Consider the following 15578-nt stretch of genomic DNA (forward strand, 5'->3'; position numbering starts at 1 on the left):
AACTCCTCCTCGCGCATATTTTGACTTACAGTTGCTTGCACCAAATATTCATGTTTTCAAGGCCTTCGGCTATAAAGCAATTATTGATCAGCCTTCCGCCATACTGATAACCTGAATGGTACAACACAGCATTCATCCCAAAAGACGAAGCACGGGCGAGAGAAAATACATGAAAGATATCCTTTCCAGCCATTTCTTTTTCTAACGCCTCGATTAAAAAGCTTGTTAACGAATGGCCGCGATATTCCGGCAGCACAGCGCAATCGGTTATTTCTGCATGCCCAAGCTCTGGATTGATTTCTGCGCTTGCTGCGCTGATCAGGCGGCCATGATCAAGCATAATATAATACACCGTATTTGCATTCATCGTCTTTTCAATATAAGCGGGGTCAAATACCGGGGTTGGGTACGTGCGGAATACTTTTTTATACAGCATCGATAGCTGGTACATGTCGTTTGTTTCTGCTTTTCTCATCGTAAAAACGGGTGTACTGTCGTTGCGAAGACGGGGCGCTGTGCGATATATGGCTTCGATGATCTCCTGTTCCTTTGTATAAGAATCTGTTTGTCTCCGGCTTTCTGAAAGGTAACGTACCATGACACAAGCCGAATAGCCGAGATAATAGCCCTTTAGATACCCCTCCGGCGCAAATAATTGTTTGGCAAGGATTGGCTCATCATGCTGCTTCGCATAGACAATGATTTTTTCTGCATTCTCTTCTTTTGCCGCTGCCACGATATCCGGCAGGGCCTTCTCAATGGCTCCGTCATAACGGACCACTCTGATTCGTTTATTAAAGCCGTCATGGTCCAAAACTGCTGTGACACCGCTACTCTTTATTGACTTGAGCATCCGCATCCTCCCCATCTGTATGAAGCCCGCACCAATCCATGACAAAAAGTGCAATAATTTTAGCAGATTCTATCATGGCTTCAACCTCAATGTATTCATTGGCCTGATGAGCCGTTTTTGTTTCCCCCGGCCCGAAAACGATTACTGGTGTATCTCCTGCATGGTACAAAAGCCCTCCATCCGTTCCCCACGGGGAAGCCTCAATAATCGGCTCTGTCTGTTTCATTTTTTGATAGGCTGATTGCAGCACAGAAATTAAAGGGTGATCATCAGGTAAATCATTCGGCAGCCATTGAGCGCCAAACCATTCGACTTGTACGGGATGGCGTTTAAACCATTCGTCATAGTATTCTAAATCCTTCAGCCAGTTTTCCAATTCAAGTTTTACAGCTTCTGGTTTCTCATGGGGAGCAATTCCGCATCTCCCTTCTATGACGACACGGTCTGCAACTGAAGATGGCCAGGCACCGCCTGAGATGGTGCCGATATTCACCGGTACCGGTATTGGGATATTGTCATACAGCGGATCTGAAATTCTCGCATTGCGGACTTTCTCCAGCTCTTGTATCGCTGTGATAACGTGCATGCTTTTTTCAATCGCGCTTACCCCTTCATAGCGTGTGCCCCCATGTGCGGATAATCCCTTCACAGTGATCCGAAACCACATCGAACCCTGCTGCTTAATAAATAGTTTCATATTCGTCGGTTCAGGAATCAGTGCCCCGTCAGCACGATAGCCTCTCATGATGGCGGACAGTGTACCGGCGCCGCCGCACTCTTCATCTACAACACTCTGAAACAATACATCTCCCTTCAGTTTGACATCGCAGGCGTGCAGGGCTTCTAAAGCAAAAAGAAGGGCTGTATTGCCTCCCTTCATATCCGTTGAGCCGCGGCCGTATATTTTACCGTTTTCTTCGACAGCTTGATACGGTTCATACTTCCAATCCTTTACGCTTCCTTCAGGCACAACATCGATATGGCCGTTCAAAATCAGGGACCTGCCTCCGCCGGCTCCCGTTTTTTTAGCCACGATATTCGGGCTCTCATGAAAATCGGATCGGTTAGATTTAAAGTAGGGATGCTGTTTTAATTGCTTTATGCTTGGCTCCCATACATCAATGTCCATATGAAATTGCCGCAGCTTTTCAAGCACAACAGCTTGGGCGTTAAACTCTGACCCCAATGTGCTTTTTTCTCCAATCAGCCTTTTGAGAAGACGTATGGCTTTGGCCGAATGCTGATCAAGCCACCCGATTACTTTTCTTTCAATGTCTTGCATCCTCATTCCCCCTCTTAAGAAAAAGGCATATCTATTTTGATTTCAGCTTCTGTCAGCCTCGTCACCTCATCGATTGTCGAGCCATTCATCAGCTCTTTTAAAATGAAGTGATGGCTATCGACCTCAAGAACCGCTTTTTCGGTAATAATCAAATCTACACAGCCTGCAGCAGTTAATGGCAGCGTGCATCTTTCTGTTAATTTAGGTCTTCCCTTTTGATCTGTATGACTCATGACAACAACCACTTTTTTCGCTTTTTGGGCAAGCTCCATCGCCCCGCCCATACCAGGCACCTTTTTTCCCGGAACAAGCCAATTTGCCAAATCTCCTGATTGGCTCACCTGCAGGGCTCCTAAAATCGTAATGTCAATTTTGCCTTTTCTGATCATCGCAAAAGACATGGTTGTATCAAAATAAGAAGCCCCTTTTACAGCGCGGACAGGATAGCCCGCGGCGTTGCATAAATGCGCATCCTCTTCTCCCTTTTCAGGACTTTCTCCAATGCCAAGGACACCGTTTTCCGCTTGAAACATGACCTGCATGTCAGGCGGCAAAAAGTTCGGTACCAAGGATGGGATACCGATACCGAGATTCACAATCATGCCCTGCTTAATTTCAGTAGCAGCCCGTTTTGCAATCTGTTCTCTTTCTGCTACTCCCAAGCCCATTTCCACTTCACTCCCTCGCTTCGTACAACTCCCTCAACAAAAACCCCCGGTGTGACAATCATTTCTTCAGAAATCTCACCTATCGGAACGATACGCTCAGCTTCGGCAAAGGTTCTCCTGGCGGCCATTGCCATAAGCGGATTCATATTGCGCGCGGTTTTGTCATACGTTAGATTGCCGAATTCATCTGCAATGTAAGCATTGATAAAAGCAAAATCAGCCGTCAGCGCCTCTTCAATCAAGTATCGTTTTCCCGCCACTGTTACGATGTCCTTTTTTTCGCAAACCATTGGATTATCAATGCCCACATCGGTTAAAATACCGCCAAGTCCCGCTCCGCCAGCGCGAATCCGTTCCGCAAGCGTTCCCTGAGGTGAAAATTGAACCTCTAACGTCCCCTCTGTCATCTGTTTTCCGGCTACAGGATTGGAACCGATATGCGAGGCGATCAGGGTTTTGACCCGTTGATTAACAATAAGCGGGCCGATCCCTATATCCGGGAAACCGGCGTCATTGCAAATCACAGTTAAATCCGTTACACCGCTGTCCAATATCGCTTCAATCAATGAAGGAGGCGACCCGACTCCCCCAAAACCGCCAAACATCAGAACCGATCCATCCCGAACATCTGCAATTGCTGTGTCAATGCTGATTGCTTTTTGAAATGGCGCCATTTAATGTCAATCCCTTTTTAAGTTTTTTTCGACCGCTGCAACTGTTTCTGAAAAAATAGAGATAAGCTCTTCCATTTCACCGTCTGAAATGGTAAAAGGAGGAGCAATAATGACAGCATCTCCTTCTCCACTGTCTATTCCAGCTTTGGAAGGATAAACAATCAGCCCGCGTTTTTTCGCCTCGCTGACAATAAGCTGGGTTACCGCCTGCTCTGGCGGGAAGACTTTCTTCGTTTTTTGGTCTGCTACAAATTCAACGCCTAATAGCAGTCCTTTTCCGCGCACATCACCTATAATGCCGCTTTGAGATGCCGCCTCATCAAGCTTTTTCTTCAGCACAGCGCCCTTTTTTTCTGATTGTTTGATCAAGCCGTGCTTTAACACATATCGCAAAACTTCAAGAGCAGCTTTGGCTGAATAGGGGTGTGCACTATATGTGTGACCGCTCATAATCACACCTGACCCTTTTTTTATCGTTTCAATAATAGAATCAGATACGACGGCAGCGGCAATAGGCGCATACCCGGCACCGAGTCCCTTCCCCAGTACAGCAATATCAGGTACGGTGTCCCAATGCTCTGTCGCGAGCATCCTTCCTGTTCTCCCAAGCCCCGTCATCACTTCATCTGCAATAAAAAGCACATCGTGTGTGCGGCATACCTCACTTAATCTCTCATAATATCCCGGGGGCGGAGTAATCGCTGCTCCTGCAGCACCAATAATAGGCTCAGCCACAAAGCCGGCGATGAATTGGCTTCCGATTCTTTTGATCATAGTGTCCAGTTCATCAGTTGCAGTCTGAACAAAGTCTTCTTCTGTCTCGTGATTCAGCCGATAAATATGTGGAACTGAGATAGCTGGATACCGCTCAATGAGATGGGTGAACCGGTATCTCCTTTCATAAAAACCAGACAATGAAAGCGCTCCCAAAGTTATTCCGTGGTAACTGCTCCATCGAGACAAAAAGATGGATTTTTGTGTTTGCTTTTTTTCCTGCCAATACTGAATGGCGATTTTCATAGCTGTTTCTATCGCTTCTGATCCGCTGTTAACAAAAAAAGACCAATTCACATCTCCGGGCAGCTCCTGTGCCAAGAGCGCGGCTAATTGCTCGGCGGGCTCACTCGTAAACTGTGAGCGGTAAGCAAAAGACACCTGATCAAGCTGTTCTTTCAGCTTCTCAGTCACATCACGAACTCCGTGGCCGATATTACATGTCACCGCACCTGACGAGCCGTCGAGATATTTTTTTCCGGTCTGATCATAAACATATGAACCCTTCGCATAACTGACAACCGGATAGGCCGAGCTAAGCTCTGGCTTAATCAAATAACTGCTCATGCTCCCACCTCAAAACCCCTTTTACCATATTGTATGAGTGTCCAAATGGCGGCATGACGTTCCCCGCAAAAACTTTTTCACATAAAAAGAGCCTTCCTAATAGGGAAGGCTCTTTTGGAATTTCAGCATCTAGCAAATAAAAGCGGCTCCAACAATAATTAATAAAATGAACAAGACAACAATTAACACAAATGTATTTGTCCCGCAGCCAAATCCGTAACCGTACCCAGAGTATCCATACATGCTGTTTTCATCCTTTCTTATCACGATATACGGCATTTTATGCGGGCCAAGTCCCAAATGGTTTGTGCAAACGCCTATTTCATGTAAGGAAATAATGAAATACAGTATGTACCCGCTCATATTTTTTAAACGTCAGCTTTTCGTAAAACTGAGTTGCACCGTCAGTGCTTGCAGCCACTAAGTAGGCTGCTTCCATTCCTAGTGATTTGGCAATGGACAGCATTTCTTTCACTAAGATACTGCCGTAGCCCTTCCTTTGAAACTGATCTAAAATTGCCACTTCTTCGATTTTAGCCGTTTTCTCTTGATGATCGATAAACAGCTCGCCGCACCCAATGGGAACTTTCTGTGCCTGGTCGCTGTAACAAACAACAAGAATGATTATACCTGCTTCATAGAAAGGATATTTTCTTTTTAATTTTTGTTCAGCGATTGCTTCTCCAATATAAATGGAATCGTAAATTTTCATAATAGAAGATCCGTCGAAAAGACTTTTTGCCGTCCCCCATGCGGTTAAAGGATGTCCCATCTGCCCCTTCCAGTCACTAAGCTTCATGTCATATAGTAGCTCATCCTCGACGACAAAACCGCTTTTTACAAGCGACTGCTTCAAACCGAGCGGAAAAACATGCTGCGGCGACGCTTTTAAATGGAGATAATTCGCATCAAGCAGCTTTGGTACAGAGGGTAAAAAGTTAAGTAACCGCTCCAATGGAAACGTATCATGGAGCTGAACAAAGTTATGAGAAAAAATTTGCGGAAGCTGAGGATCTCTGTATACGCTGTAATGATCAAACGATGCCGATTCAGACGTTAACAATATATATTGATGTTCCGTTTTTGAATAATGTCCTGTCATGAACGTCTCCTTTTTATGACCTATACCTTTACTCTGTTGCAATATTCAATTTCTTTATAATCTCATCGTACACCGGATAAAACGGCTTTCCAATTGGAAATTGCTGAATATTTCGGAAAGAAGCGGAGATTGGCTTCTGATGTAAAAAAAACTTCCTTGCTACTTGTTCACTAATCGGGTGAAAGACGCCGTTTAGAAACAAAAACGGCTCGCGTTCGATGAAAAACAGACGTCGGCCAGGCGGATTTTTGATCAATTCAGATCGTTTCCACGTAATCGGCGGCCCTTCCGGAAGCGTCTCCATCTCTTCTTTTCCAATTGTCACTATGTCTTTTCTTTGAAATTGATAAAATTGAAACGCATACTGGTCCACAATTCGCCTTTTTTTTCCGGCTTCGATATAAAATATTGCAGGATGGTCAGCTTCCTTTACTAATATATAATTCGGAATGTTTAAAATTTTTCCAGTCCTATATTGGAATAAATATGGGTCTGGAACAGCGACAGTCCGATTTAGATACAAAAAACCCCACTTTTCTCCAACAGGATGCCTTACACCCTGATCAAAAAAACACACATTTTGATCTGAACCTTTTACAAAAGAGCCGTCAATCAAATCGGCGGGCAGAAACCGATATGCATTTTGAAATGAATCGGGGGTTTTATAGGTTGTGTCTAATACTTCATTTATCGGCAGAAATGGGGTAAAGTTGTTGAGTCTCGCCCAAAAAATTGCGTCGCCATGATTCCAATGCTTCATATCATCATCCCAATATCCTCCAAATTTATGGTGGATGAGATTAAGTAACGAACGGCGATGCATAACTGAGCAGTGATCAACTTGAAAAGCGGCCTGATCAAGCACTGCATTGGCATTTCTGTAGAAATGTGAGATTTCCTCTCCCCTTTCGTTTACATGTACAACTTTTTGTTTTGAATAGACCGCCTGCGCTTCAGGCTTATGTGAAAACTCTTGCACCATACGGCTCAGCCGCTCAGGATGATAAACAGTGTCGTCAGTAAGATAGGAAATGTAATCGCCGTCTGCAAATGGGAGCGCACTGTTAATTAATGTGGCATAACGAGCTGTTTTTAATCGATCTGCAGAATGCACGAAACTGTTATGATATTGAATGCGCCGGTCATGGAGATACTTGTGAATCACCGCAGTTGTTTCTGCATTCGAATGATCATCCATGATAAAAAGCTCCCAAAGATCATGCGTTTGCTGTATCACGCTTTCGATCGCTTTTTGCAAATAATCGGGTTTGTTGTAACTTGTTAAAATAATAGACACTTTCTCTCCCATCTATACCGCCTCCCGCCGTCAAACATAAAAACGGCTCCGCAGCAAGCAGAGCCTCTGTCATCTTTTAAAAAGCACCCCAGCTTACAACACTTGAGAGTGAAACATGAGATCTCGTGTTATTTAACGGGTTTTGGAAAATAACCAAATCAGTCAGAACTTCTTTTACGATGACATTTTGAAGTGTATCTCCGTTAATCAAATTGACTTTTGAAACCGGTACGCCCAGCTCTTTTGCAAAAACAAGCTGGCGTCTGAGGTCAGATGGATTTCCTTCAGAAGACGATTGACGTATCAGCAGAATCAGCAAAAGCAAAATAAAATGCAGTTCATCTTGGTTTTCTTCTCGATCCACTTGTTTCTCTAAATCCAAATCATCCCTCTCCCTTATCCTTATCTCTGTTTCACAATATGTGCGACTTCGATTTATGGTATAGGCTATGTCCACTCCATTAAAAAATCAGCATTTTCCTTAAATAGATGAAAAATAGATCAGGTACGGCGTTCGACTCATACCAAATAACAGCCGGAAGAATATGATTAACGTGAGTTCACTATCGAATAGGAGGTGTGTGTAATGAGCTCTGAAAATGCACAGTTAAAAAAGGATTTAATTAAAGCCGTTTTAAGCCCTTTATTTCCAACTGCAACAGAAGGAGGAGAAAACATGGATAGTAATCTTAAAGACTTGCTTGAAGCTGCCATCGATCAAAGAGTAGATGAAAGTGAGACGGTTACGGCAGAATCTCTTTTAGACCCTTCCCTTCCGGCAAGATGGATTTTTGCCAGAGTTACGCCAGGCACGACAATCAGCATTGTAACCGATTCGGGAGACATGATCGGGCCGGTTGTCTTCGTTGCTTTCGATCAGGTTCACGGGATCGTATTTGTAACACAGGAAAGCTCCGTCACTCCAGCAGGCCAAGCTACAACATTAATTGATGTAGACAAAGTAGAAAGCGTTACGTTCTTTTCATAACATCCGATGAAAGTGTTGTATATCCAGTCGGGATACGGAGGAATATATTGTTATTTTGATCGCTGGGCTGAAGAATGTTTTCGGAACACTCATACAGAGTATATGTCTGCAGATACACTTGAAGCAGAATCTTTGGTGAAGATCGAAACGTTTCAGCCGGACTTCGCACTCTTGATGGTTGGAGACCGCGTTCCTCACGACTGGCTGACCTGGTTAAAGGGTAAGGGTATCCCCGTATATGTTTGGCTGACCGAAGACCCATTTTATATGGATATCAGCCTACAGGTAATCAAGCTCGCTGACGCCATATTAACGATTGAACAAAATGCCGTTCTCTATTATCAAGAGCTCGGCTACCAGCACGTCTATTATGTTCCGATACCAGTTAATCATCGGCTGTTTAAAAAAATGGGCACCGAACAATCCTATCATTCAAATCTGTTAATCATCGGCTACCCTTACCCTAATCGGGTTCAGCTTATGAAAGAAGCGGTCCATCTGCCATTCACGGTTCGGGTAATCGGCAAGGAATGGAGAAAATATCTGCCTAAAAAAGTGCTCAAACAGCCGCATATTGATGTCGTCAGCGCATGGGTTCCACCCGAACAGGCCGTTCATTATTATAATGGGGCAGACATCGTAATTAATGCGCATCGTCCCTATCATTTTGCTTTCAACCAAAATACTATGCGCATCAAAAATGCCTGTTTTAATAACCGAACGTTTGATATTGCTGCATGCGAAGCATTTCAATTAACAGATTTACCCGCGGCGTATCCTTTTTCATCCTTTATTTCTTATCACGGCATGAACGACTTTAAGGAAAAAGCCGCTTTCTATATCAACCATCCTGAAGAACGGCAAAAAGCTGCAGCAGCCAATTATAAAGAAACCGTACCCGCATTTACGTTTGATGAGCTTCCTGCAAAACTAAAAGCAATTCATCTGGCACTTTCTTGAAAAATCGTTCATTGCGATGAACGATTTTTTTATTCATAGAAAAAAGCAGCTGCACAAGCTGCTTTCTTTTCTAGCCGTCAGAACGGTCTTTCAGCTTCCTCGGGTTTACCTGTTTATGAAGATCAGGTTTTCCGCCGAGATGCTGTGCAATCTGTTCCCACGACACAATTTTGAAATTTTGATTGACGGCTTGTCCGTTATCGATATTTTCGCCATCCTGCGCCACAAAAATCCCGTACGGATATTTTGGGCCAAGTCCGAAACCGAGAACATCAATACCATCCGTGTCACTAGTACCGTCTATCTTCTCGCCATCTGTAATCTCAAAGTTGGCTACATAGCGATTTTTCCCCTGCCGTTCATACATTGCATAGCTGTTATTTCCTTGACTTGAAGCCATGAGATATCCTTTGCCATTTGGTGCATAATAGACTGTCAGTCCTTCAATATCAGCTGTCAAATGATCTCCTGTCGCACGGTCAACAACCTGCCCCTTTGACCCTCCGCCGGGCTCAGCGTTAAATTTCCAGATGGCCTCATCTTCCTCTGCTATGTATAGGTTCCCATACTCATCATCCGCAACAAGGCCTTCGGTCTGAGAATTCAACTTAAATTCACGCACCTTTTTCCCTGTTACATAACCCTTTCCACCATCAACAATTTCATACTGCTCAAATTCCCCTTGTTTGCCTGTCACTAATGCGTAAAATGCTCCTGTTTTCTGGCTGTGATACAGGCCGAATCCATAAACCTCAGAAATATTGGTGGAAATAGGATGTTTTGGATCTGTAATGCTTTTCAATTTTCCTTTATCCCCGTCTATTGCATATACTTCAATTGTGTTTTTTCCTTCGGACCGGTTGGATGCGGCAGCAATATCAATTTTTTCGCCGTTCAATGGAAAATCATAGCGCAGATCGACATTATTGAGCTTGCCAAACTCATAAGAATGAAGCTGTTTTCCGTCTAAATCATACACGACGAGCCCTGACTTCTTATTTGTCGTAATCAACTTGCTTTTTTCCGGGTGTTTTTCATGAACCCAAATGGCCGGGTCATCTGCTGCGTCATCGCCAGATGCGACCGGATCTGTCTCCGTGTGTGCAGTCACTTTGAAATAATGTTCCTCATTCACATAATGAGCCGACACCGAGGTTGCTGTCAGGCTAAGCAATAAACCCGCGGCAGTGCTTAGCAGCATTGTTTTTGAAACCTTCATTTGGTACCCTCCTCTTTTATCACCATCACTACTATTGTAAAATATATACAGGTGGTTACCGTGAGGAAAATGAACCTTTTTTTATAGGGTTTCTGACTCAAACAACTTTTCCCCAAAGTGGTACGTGAGATGGACTTTGTCAGGTTTGCTTTTGCGGAGCGAAATAAAAATATGTTGAATATTTAGTACATTGTTTATTTAGTTTTGTTGTTCCCTAGTTACGTCCGTTTTTCCATTTTCTATTAAAAAAGAACACTTTGTGACATGATCATTCCCCTAAATTTTGTTTTATTGGTTGCTTTCATTAATTCGATTACAAAGTTGAACATATGATGCATGGTAGAGAAACGAGAGTTGGAGGATAAGCCATGCCTAAACAGCAAACAGCAGAACTAAAACCATTTTTCCATAACAAAACAGTTTTAGTCACTGGCGGAACGGGTTCAATCGGGAGTCAAATTGTCAAACGCCTTTTGCTGCTTACACCTAAACAGGTGATTGTATTCAGCAAAGACGACAGTAAACAGTATGTCATGAGCCAAAAGTATGCGGAGGATAAGCGGCTATTATTTGTACTCGGAGATGTACGCGATCACAGAAGGGTGAATCAGGTGATGAAAGGCGTCGATATCGTCTTTCACGCGGCTGCGCTGAAACAGGTTCCGACATGTGAGGACCATCCATTTGAAGCGATCCAGACCAATCTCATCGGCGGACAAAATGTGGTGGAAGCTGCCCTTTCACACCGAGTGCAGCATGTCATTAATATCAGTACAGATAAAGCTGTATCTCCTGTGAACACAATGGGTGCCACCAAGCTGTTATCTGAAAAGCTGTTTCATCAAGCAAACCGCCACGTCCAAAACAAAGGAACCTTGTTTTGTTCGGTCCGCTTTGGAAATGTTCTCGGTTCCAGAGGTTCGGTCATCCCCATATTATTTGAACAGATGATGGAGGGTGAACCTCTGACCATCACAGACAAAAACATGACCAGATTTTTCATGTCAATAGACGATGCAGCTACATTGACATTGCAATCGGCTGCTATTACAAAAGGCGGAGAAACTTTTATTTTCAAAATGGAATCACTGAAACTTGAAGAACTGATTCATGGGTTTGAAGAATATGCATCGCAGCACGGGCTCCCGCGGCCGGCTGCAGTAGAAGTGGGCAAGCGTCCAGGTGAAAAGCTTCACGAAGAATTAACATCTCCACATGAAATTGAATCACTGTATGAATGGGGCAACCTTTATGCGATCCTTCCAGAGCCGGAAAAACATCCTGACTTTCGCAAAGTCAATCTGCCTGGGTATCAATCAGATCAAGCCCCGCTCATTACGAAAGAAAGAATTGCTCAGATTATTGAAGAATTGCATCAAGAGAAAAAGGCATAAAAACAAGCCTGTCTATCCATTAGGCAGGCCTGTTTTTAACACTTTATTTATTAAAGAGATGCAGATAGCTTTCGTATCCTTCTTCTTTTAGCTTATGCTTCGGAACAAACCGCAGCGCTGCTGAATTTATGCAGTAACGAAGTCCGTTTGGCCCCGGTCCGTCATTAAATACGTGGCCAAGATGAGAATCAGCAGTTCGGCTTCTTACTTCTGTGCGAATCATGCCGTGGCTCGTGTCCAGTTTTTCTTCCACTTCTTCTTCTTCAATCGGCTTTGTAAAGCTTGGCCAGCCGCAGTGGGAATCAAATTTATCTTTGGATGTAAACAATGGCTTGCCTGACACAATGTCTACATACAACCCTTCTTCCTTATGATCCCAATATTCATTTTGAAACGGCGGCTCCGTGCCGTTATTTTGCGTTACTTCATATTGCATACGATTTAATGATTTTATTTTTTCTTCTTTATTGTACGCCATTTATTTAGCCCCCCAATGCTCGCTGATAAATCCCGCTCGTCCGGAACCTGTCCGGTAGCGCTGATAATGTGCTGGATTCTTTTTATAAAAATGCTGATGGTAGCCTTCCGCTTCATAGAAAGGTTCAGCTTTTAAAATGTCCGTTACAATCGGATCTTTAAAGATGCCGCTTTCCGCCAGACGTTGCTTGGAAGCTTCCGCAAGCTCCTTTTGTTTATCATTATGATAAAAAATGGCTGCGCGATAGGAGCTGCCGCGATCAGCAAACTGCCCCCCGGCATCTGTCGGATCGATTTGCTGCCAAAATAATTCAAGCAGTTTTTCATAAGGGAATACATCAGGATTAAACGTGATTTGAACGGCTTCACGATGTCCCGTCGTTTCACTGCACACCTCTTCATACGTAGGGTTTTCAGTATGGCCGCCTGTATACCCGGACACCACTTTTTCAATTCCCGGCTGTTCGTCAAAAGGTTTAACCATACACCAAAAACAGCCTCCTGCAAATGTGGCGATTTCTTTTTTTTCAGACATACTGGTGCCTCCTTTGTTAATACGTGGTATTATTATATTATAGCATGTAAAAATAGAATGAAAATGATTCTGCTTTTCAATAAAATCTATAGGTTTTAAGCAATATGCTTATGTAATGGAGGTTCACAAATTTGAAAGTAAGAACACAGATGATGTACGATATGGAAACTTTACTCCGTAAAGTCTTTAAACAAATACGCAATGAAATCAATGAAATTTTAGATAAAGAGCTGTCGCGGAATGAATTCACCATTCTTCGGATCCTCAGTGAACAAGGGCCTAAAAAAGTCACTGAATTTGCGCCTATTTTAGAGGTATCGGCAAGCCACATTACGGCTGTGACCGATGCGCTGGTAGAAAAGGAATGGATTACGAGAATCAGATCGAAGGAAGACAGACGCATCATCCGCATTCATATCACTGAAGCGGGCGAAAAAGTCCTTCAGCACTTTAACGAGAAAAAAACGGAATATTTCTTTAAACGCTTTGACTGCTACACTGATGCTGAACTTGCCACGTTAATCGAGCTCTTCAGCAAACTTGATAAAAAACGGTAAAAAAAAGCACATACCGATATATAGGTATGTGCTTTTCGCAGTGCTTCACTTATTTTTCAGTAAACAGCTTCATTGCTTTCCAGCGGCCATATTTATAATACAAAAATGCCGCGCAGCTGCTAAATAAAAAACTCATTCCGATTCCAAGCCCGATTCCTTTTTGTCCAAGCCAAGCTGAAAATAGAGCTGTGAAAGGATATCTCAACACCCAAAACGAGATCAAATTTAATACCAGAACCTGCAGCATCGCTCCCGCTGCCCTGACGATTCCGTTCAGCACAAAATTAATCCCAATAAAAGGGTAGAAAAATGCGATCCACTTCAAATATTGTTCACCAAATACGACCGCATCAGGCTCACTGATAAATAACCTAATGAGATATTTACCAAATACCCAAATCATAACCGCAATCACCAGCATGCAGGAAATAACAGCCATCACACCCAGCCTTGCAATTGTTCCCACTCTTTTTTCGTTTCCGATTCCAATATTTTGCCCTGCCATACTGTTGACGGCCGTACCGGCAGCCATTGCTGGAAGCGTGATGATGCTATCAAGCCGCTGCACCGCGCCAAAGCCTGATACCACGTGATCCCCGTATGAGTTGACAACACTCATAATCGCCATCATACCGCCTGTAATCACCATCATCTGCAGACCTGCCGGAATCCCGAGTTTCAAAATCAGCGCGGACTCTTCCCACTTGGGCATTCTCGGAATCGAGAATGGCACAAGCTTGTGTTTGATGACATAAAACAACCCATACAGAAACGCAATGCCCTGTGACAAAATCGTTGAATAAGCTGCTCCCGCTATTCCCATGCGGAACACAGAAATAAAGAGCGGCGCAAGCACTGTATTCAGTACAACAGCAAACGCAATAAACCGGAGAGGTGTCTTGCTGTCGCCCAGCGCACGAAGCACAGTACTGATAAAGTTATAACCAAACAAAAATAAAATGCCGATAAATTGAATCTGTAAATACGCCTCAGCAAGCGGTATCATTGACTCCGGCGTTTTTAGAAGACGCAGCAAAAGCTCTGAGAGAAAAAAACCGGCCGCGCCGAATCCAATGCTTAGGCCTGTTAATAAAACAACAAAAGCGTTAATATACGACGCCATTCCTTTTACATCATCTTTTCCTTTTTGCTGAGATAAAATTGTTAACGTCGCATTGTTAAGGCCCAAAATAAAAGACAGCACGGTCAAAACAATCGTGCTTGATACCGCGGCTGCCCCAAGGGCCTTTGCCCCCAGTAAATTGCCAATCCACAAGCTGTCTATAAATTGAAAGGAAACCTGCAATGCGTTTCCGAGCATAATAGGCATTGAAAACAGTACAAGCTGTTTCAGCACGTTCCCCTGTGTAAAATCGTATGCTTTCATCTTTTCTCCTTGTGTTCTCAAATTTTCTTCGGACCGCACGAAAAAAGAGACGTTGTTTCATGTCTCTTTTTTCATGACTTATCGGTTTTTTTTCGGTCTCGCATACCGAATGTAAACACCATCACACTTAGGAACAAGGCACAATAGGAAACATTCAAATACATTTGATCCATGTCTTCAGCGGCCAGATGATGATAAGCAAGCCAGCCGAAGTACAGGGAAAATGTAAAGGATAATAAACTGAAATACTGGTAAATCCGTTTCATTTTCAGTCACCTCTATTGTTTAGGATGGTAATAGGAAAACTCAATTTCATCTTTTTCTAAATTTATCTTATCCGCTTTGACATACATTCCATTCGTTAAAGGCATTTCTGACAAACGCACTTCAATGCTTTTATCTCCGGGGTGAACATGGACAAATGACGGCAATTCATAAAAGCTGTCCATATAATTTAACACAAAGCTAATTGGTATACTCAATTTCCCTAACGAAAATTTCGTGACATTCAGCTCTACATCACCGTTTTTTTTCACGGTCGGCTCAAAAGCGATAAACGCATCAATAGACGTGGAAAATGCCTTGATTTTCCCTGCGACATGAACATCATCATCAATCTCTACTTTATAATCAAGCTTGTTTGATGCTTTGTCGTTTAAATATGAGTTAACAAACGCAGCTAATGATTCTTTTGTGCTGGTCACTTGAAATCCATACTCGCTCTCAGATGAATCCTTCACCTGAGCCTGTTCCCCCGGGAGCAAAACAAGTGCCACAAACCCGGCGGCGAGGATAAAATTGATTGCAAGCAATATAAAAAACAGTCGCTTCCACTTATTCATGC

General features: G+C 43.3%; 20 protein-coding genes. 4 read left to right on the forward strand and 16 right to left on the reverse strand.

The window, feature by feature from the left end; all coding sequences use genetic code 11:
* Positions 1-25 precede the first annotated feature (25 nt).
* From ablB to cgeC, 10 genes are all read right to left on the reverse strand, one after another.
* Complete coding sequence (gene ablB / locus NYE49_RS10730) at positions 26-853, reverse strand: putative beta-lysine N-acetyltransferase (protein ID WP_342410202.1); 828 nt, start codon at positions 851-853, stop codon at positions 26-28.
* Entirely contained in the window at positions 831-2141 is a 1311-nt protein-coding gene (locus NYE49_RS10735) for a peptidase (protein WP_080009818.1), read from the reverse strand. Before NYE49_RS10735 ends, ablB begins: the two co-directional genes overlap by 23 nt.
* Positions 2142-2149: 8 nt before the next feature.
* Complete coding sequence (locus NYE49_RS10740; RefSeq protein ID WP_015383895.1) at positions 2150-2803, reverse strand: 3-oxoacid CoA-transferase subunit B; 654 nt, start codon at positions 2801-2803, stop codon at positions 2150-2152.
* Positions 2788-3477: a CoA transferase subunit A gene (locus tag NYE49_RS10745; RefSeq protein WP_024572731.1), complete on the reverse strand. Its 690-nt coding sequence runs from the start codon at positions 3475-3477 to the stop codon at positions 2788-2790. Before NYE49_RS10745 ends, NYE49_RS10740 begins: the two co-directional genes overlap by 16 nt.
* 6 nt (positions 3478-3483) lie before the next feature.
* Complete coding sequence (locus tag NYE49_RS10750; RefSeq protein ID WP_123373181.1) at positions 3484-4818, reverse strand: aspartate aminotransferase family protein; 1335 nt, start codon at positions 4816-4818, stop codon at positions 3484-3486.
* Positions 4799-4954 carry a hypothetical protein gene (locus tag NYE49_RS10755; RefSeq protein ID WP_015714119.1) on the reverse strand — a complete coding sequence of 52 codons (156 nt, stop codon included), beginning with the start codon at positions 4952-4954 and terminating at the stop codon, positions 4799-4801. Before NYE49_RS10755 ends, NYE49_RS10750 begins: the two co-directional genes overlap by 20 nt.
* Positions 4948-5061 carry a YhzE/YjcZ family sporulation protein YoyG gene (gene yoyG / locus NYE49_RS10760; RefSeq protein WP_003218179.1) on the reverse strand — a complete coding sequence of 38 codons (114 nt, stop codon included), beginning with the start codon at positions 5059-5061 and terminating at the stop codon, positions 4948-4950. Before yoyG ends, NYE49_RS10755 begins: the two co-directional genes overlap by 7 nt.
* Positions 5062-5140: 79 nt before the next feature.
* Positions 5141-5920: a spore maturation N-acetyltransferase CgeE gene (gene cgeE, locus NYE49_RS10765; protein ID WP_033884744.1), complete on the reverse strand. Its 780-nt coding sequence runs from the start codon at positions 5918-5920 to the stop codon at positions 5141-5143.
* Positions 5921-5948: 28 nt separating this feature from the next.
* The gene (gene cgeD / locus NYE49_RS10770; protein WP_342410216.1) at positions 5949-7229 is read right to left on the reverse strand and encodes a spore maturation glycosyltransferase CgeD; all 1281 of its coding nucleotides are present in this window, start codon (positions 7227-7229) and stop codon (positions 5949-5951) included.
* 64 nt (positions 7230-7293) lie between these two features.
* Positions 7294-7599: a spore maturation protein CgeC gene (gene cgeC / locus NYE49_RS10775; protein ID WP_014477111.1), complete on the reverse strand. Its 306-nt coding sequence runs from the start codon at positions 7597-7599 to the stop codon at positions 7294-7296.
* 204 nt (positions 7600-7803) lie between these two features.
* On the opposite strand from cgeC, the gene cgeA reads away from it, so the two are divergent.
* Positions 7804-8205, forward strand: a complete 402-nt coding sequence (gene cgeA, locus NYE49_RS10780; RefSeq protein WP_017697128.1) for a spore crust protein CgeA — start codon at positions 7804-7806, stop codon at positions 8203-8205.
* A 6-nt stretch (positions 8206-8211) separates the two neighbouring features.
* The gene (gene cgeB, locus NYE49_RS10785; RefSeq protein WP_342410217.1) at positions 8212-9165 is read left to right on the forward strand and encodes a spore maturation protein CgeB; all 954 of its coding nucleotides are present in this window, start codon (positions 8212-8214) and stop codon (positions 9163-9165) included.
* Positions 9166-9235: 70 nt separating this feature from the next.
* Here the strand turns inward: cgeB and NYE49_RS10790 are convergent, their stop codons facing one another.
* Positions 9236-10384 (reverse strand): phytase, encoded by a 1149-nt coding sequence (locus tag NYE49_RS10790; protein WP_342410218.1) that lies wholly within the window; start codon positions 10382-10384, stop codon positions 9236-9238.
* Between the two features lie 368 nt (positions 10385-10752).
* On the opposite strand from NYE49_RS10790, the gene NYE49_RS10795 reads away from it, so the two are divergent.
* On the forward strand, positions 10753-11778 hold the full coding sequence (locus tag NYE49_RS10795) for a nucleoside-diphosphate sugar epimerase/dehydratase (protein ID WP_014477115.1): 1026 nt from the start codon (positions 10753-10755) through the stop codon (positions 11776-11778).
* A 43-nt stretch (positions 11779-11821) separates the two neighbouring features.
* Here NYE49_RS10795 and msrB read toward each other — a convergent pair whose 3' ends face one another.
* Together msrB and msrA are read right to left on the reverse strand one after the other, a co-directional pair.
* On the reverse strand, positions 11822-12256 hold the full coding sequence (gene msrB / locus NYE49_RS10800; RefSeq protein WP_014480061.1) for a peptide-methionine (R)-S-oxide reductase MsrB: 435 nt from the start codon (positions 12254-12256) through the stop codon (positions 11822-11824).
* Positions 12257-12790: a peptide-methionine (S)-S-oxide reductase MsrA gene (msrA, locus tag NYE49_RS10805; RefSeq protein ID WP_014477117.1), complete on the reverse strand. Its 534-nt coding sequence runs from the start codon at positions 12788-12790 to the stop codon at positions 12257-12259.
* A 131-nt stretch (positions 12791-12921) separates the two neighbouring features.
* Here msrA and NYE49_RS10810 point away from each other — a divergent pair, with 131 nt between their 5' ends.
* The gene (locus tag NYE49_RS10810) at positions 12922-13347 is read left to right on the forward strand and encodes a MarR family transcriptional regulator (protein ID WP_004398634.1); all 426 of its coding nucleotides are present in this window, start codon (positions 12922-12924) and stop codon (positions 13345-13347) included.
* 49 nt (positions 13348-13396) lie between these two features.
* Here the strand turns inward: NYE49_RS10810 and NYE49_RS10815 are convergent, their stop codons facing one another.
* From NYE49_RS10815 to NYE49_RS10825, 3 genes are all read right to left on the reverse strand, one after another.
* Entirely contained in the window at positions 13397-14734 is a 1338-nt protein-coding gene (locus NYE49_RS10815; RefSeq protein ID WP_047182764.1) for an MATE family efflux transporter, read from the reverse strand.
* Between the two features lie 71 nt (positions 14735-14805).
* Positions 14806-15000, reverse strand: coding sequence for a protein YpmT (gene ypmT / locus NYE49_RS10820; protein ID WP_003230808.1), 195 nt, complete (start codon positions 14998-15000; stop codon positions 14806-14808).
* A gap of 12 nt (positions 15001-15012) precedes the next feature.
* Complete coding sequence (locus NYE49_RS10825; RefSeq protein WP_015251867.1) at positions 15013-15576, reverse strand: YpmS family protein; 564 nt, start codon at positions 15574-15576, stop codon at positions 15013-15015.
* Between the last annotated feature and the right edge of the window lie 2 nt (positions 15577-15578).

Source organism: Bacillus sp. FSL L8-0358, assembly GCF_038593095.1.
In the GTDB taxonomy this organism is placed as follows: domain Bacteria; phylum Bacillota; class Bacilli; order Bacillales; family Bacillaceae; genus Bacillus; species Bacillus subtilis.

Bases quoted from the DNA above. Each gene is read 5' to 3' on its own strand.
- NYE49_RS10745 (WP_024572731.1), bottom strand. From the start codon at position 3,477: ATGGCGCCATTTCAAAAAGCAATCAGCATTGACACAGCAATTGCAGAT.
- NYE49_RS10790 (WP_342410218.1), bottom strand. From the start codon at position 10,384: ATGAAGGTTTCAAAAACAATGCTGCTAAGCACTGCCGCGGGTTTATTG.
- ablB (WP_342410202.1), bottom strand. From the start codon at position 853: ATGCTCAAGTCAATAAAGAGTAGCGGTGTCACAGCAGTTTTGGACCAT.
- msrA (WP_014477117.1), bottom strand. From the start codon at position 12,790: ATGTCTGAAAAAAAAGAAATCGCCACATTTGCAGGAGGCTGTTTTTGG.
- cgeD (WP_342410216.1), bottom strand. From the start codon at position 7,229: ATGGGAGAGAAAGTGTCTATTATTTTAACAAGTTACAACAAACCCGAT.
- NYE49_RS10735 (WP_080009818.1), bottom strand. From the start codon at position 2,141: ATGAGGATGCAAGACATTGAAAGAAAAGTAATCGGGTGGCTTGATCAG.
- NYE49_RS10750 (WP_123373181.1), bottom strand. From the start codon at position 4,818: ATGAGCAGTTATTTGATTAAGCCAGAGCTTAGCTCGGCCTATCCGGTT.
- cgeE (WP_033884744.1), bottom strand. From the start codon at position 5,920: ATGACAGGACATTATTCAAAAACGGAACATCAATATATATTGTTAACG.
- ypmT (WP_003230808.1), bottom strand. From the start codon at position 15,000: ATGAAACGGATTTACCAGTATTTCAGTTTATTATCCTTTACATTTTCC.
- NYE49_RS10815 (WP_047182764.1), bottom strand. From the start codon at position 14,734: ATGAAAGCATACGATTTTACACAGGGGAACGTGCTGAAACAGCTTGTA.
- cgeB (WP_342410217.1), top strand. From the start codon at position 8,212: ATGAAAGTGTTGTATATCCAGTCGGGATACGGAGGAATATATTGTTAT.
- cgeA (WP_017697128.1), top strand. From the start codon at position 7,804: ATGAGCTCTGAAAATGCACAGTTAAAAAAGGATTTAATTAAAGCCGTT.
- msrB (WP_014480061.1), bottom strand. From the start codon at position 12,256: ATGGCGTACAATAAAGAAGAAAAAATAAAATCATTAAATCGTATGCAA.
- NYE49_RS10825 (WP_015251867.1), bottom strand. From the start codon at position 15,576: ATGAATAAGTGGAAGCGACTGTTTTTTATATTGCTTGCAATCAATTTT.
- NYE49_RS10795 (WP_014477115.1), top strand. From the start codon at position 10,753: ATGCCTAAACAGCAAACAGCAGAACTAAAACCATTTTTCCATAACAAA.
- NYE49_RS10740 (WP_015383895.1), bottom strand. From the start codon at position 2,803: ATGGGCTTGGGAGTAGCAGAAAGAGAACAGATTGCAAAACGGGCTGCT.
- yoyG (WP_003218179.1), bottom strand. From the start codon at position 5,061: ATGTATGGATACTCTGGGTACGGTTACGGATTTGGCTGCGGGACAAAT.